The 1,028-nt window shown below is 63.9% G+C and carries 1 protein-coding gene; it reads right to left on the bottom strand.

Translation table 11 applies throughout. From position 1 onward, the window contains the following. Nucleotides 1-1,028 (bottom strand): DNA internalization-related competence protein ComEC/Rec2 (locus tag PFH44_RS27910; protein ID WP_283826886.1); only part of this gene is annotated, 1,028 nt, incomplete at both ends.

Raw genomic sequence — 1,028 nt, 5'->3', positions numbered from 1 at the left:
CGCGATGCCCCACCCATCCCAGAGGGCTGCGTATCCAGGCCGCTGGCCAAACCTGGCGTATCGAATTCAGGCCGCCGCGGTGGTCAAGATGCTCATGGCTCAAAATAATCCCTTCCACCCGCAGATGGTGCCAGCGTAGCCAGGGGATGATAATCAGCTGACCGCTGTCGCCCTCGGGCCAGGCCAGGCCGGTGTCATAGAGGATTGCAGCGCCCTGCCGTTCGATGACCATTGCCAGCCCCTGCCCAACGTCCAGCATCGTCACGCGCCACTCCTCCTTCGCCATCGGCCGCCAGAAGGGCCAGCTCAGCAGCACGATGCTGCTCAGGCACAGCGCCGGAAGCGAGCGCCAGGCGTGAAAGCGCCAGACAATCAGCAGCAGCCAGGGCAGCACGCTGACGCCCGTCCAGCGAGAATCCAGCGGCAGCCAGCCCTGCGGCAGCCCGCGCAGAAACCAGAACAGCGCCGCCAGAAGGCGGTCTGCCGATAGCCATAGCGCCATCTCAACCACCGCAGGGCCGCAAAGGTGCAGCAGCATCGCTGCCAGAATAAGGGGCACGATGGCAAAAGTGACCAGCGGCACGGCAACAAGGTTCGCCAGCCACGAGGTCAGGCTGATACCGTGAAAGATAACAATCTGCATCGGCAACAGCAGCAGCATTAGCCCGAACTGCAGGTGGCTTAGCCCCAGCAGCTGGCGCAGCAGCCAGCCTCGCGATATCGGGGGCAGCGGCACCAGCTGGTACCAAAAAATGAGCGTCGCCACGGCAAACACCGAGAGCCACAGGCTGTCAGATAGCACGGCCAGCGGATCGGCAAACAGAATAGCGCCCACGCAGCATATCCCTATTTGCCATGACGACCAGCGCCTGCCGGATAGCCGCAGCCCGCAGCCGACGGCGAGTGCGACGCAGGTTCGCAGCGCGGGTGGCTGCATGCCGGTAAGCCAGGCATAGAACAGCGCGCAGGCCAGGCCAATCAGCAGCGGCAGCTGCCAGACAATCCAGCGGCAGGGGAAAAAGAACTGC

The sequence above is a fragment of the Klebsiella sp. Ech2A genome (genome assembly GCF_030078455.1).
GTDB classification, from domain to species: domain Bacteria; phylum Pseudomonadota; class Gammaproteobacteria; order Enterobacterales; family Enterobacteriaceae; genus Klebsiella; species Klebsiella terrigena.
The sequence above is the reverse complement of the archived record's forward strand: the minus strand, read 5'-3'. Positions and strand labels throughout refer to the sequence as shown.